Raw genomic sequence first — 855 nt, 5'->3', positions numbered from 1 at the left:
CTAGGCTCCAGACTCATTGATTTACAGCCAGAATAGGACCGTAGCCGCGAGCGCGATGGCTGACAGGAAGACCTTGGGGCATCTGTCATAGCGGGTAGCTACACGCCGCCAGTCCTTCAGGCGCCCGAACATAATCTCGATCCTATTGCGGCGTTTGTAGCGCCGCTTGTCGTATCGGACAGGCTTGTCGCGCGATTTTCGACCTGGGATACAGGGCCTTATTCCCCTGTCATTAAGGGCTTTGCGGAACCAATCTGCGTCATAACCTCGATCTCCCAGCAGCCAGTCAGCCGATGGCAGACTGTTCACCAGAACCTTGGCGCCCGTGTAATCGCTGACTTGGCCTGCGGAAATGAAGAAGCGGATGGGGCGTCCGAGACTATCGGAAACGGCATGCAGTTTCGTATTCATGCCACCCTTGGTGCGCCCTATCAGCCTGCCACGCCCCCCTTTTTTAACCGCAGGCTGGACGCCGTGCGGTGCGCTTTGAGGTAGGTTGCGTCAATCATGATAGTCTTATGATCGGTTCCTTCCGCGGCCAGCCCGGTCATGATGCGAGCGAACACACCCATATCACTCCACCGCTTCCAGCGGTTGTACAGCGTCTTTGGCGGCCCATACTCACGGGGTGCATCGGACCACCGCAACCCATTGCGGTTGATGAAGATAATCCCACTTAGAACACGTCGATCATCAACTCTCGGTTTGCCATGGCTCTTCGGAAAGTAAGGCTGAAGACGCTCCATCTGTTCGTCAGTCAGCCAGAATAGATTGCTCATGAAATACCCCTGAAACTCAGGGGCTTGAATCACGCAGCAGAGATGGCTGCAATCAAATTAATGGGTCTAGAGCCTA

At 55.2% G+C, this 855-nt stretch carries 1 protein-coding gene; it reads right to left on the bottom strand.

The window, feature by feature from the left end; translation table 11 throughout:
- Positions 1–21: 21 nt before the first annotated feature.
- A protein-coding gene (locus ACR0EZ_RS25950) for an IS5 family transposase (protein ID WP_480617730.1) occupies positions 22–779 on the bottom strand; the annotation gives its coding sequence in 2 pieces (ribosomal slippage) (positions 22–458 and positions 458–779; 759 coding nt in all).
- Positions 780–855: the final 76 nt, after the last annotated feature.

The sequence above is a fragment of the Ruegeria sp. AK4 genome (assembly GCF_056541025.1).
Note: the sequence above shows the minus strand (reverse complement) of the source record. Positions and strands in the feature narration are given on the sequence as shown.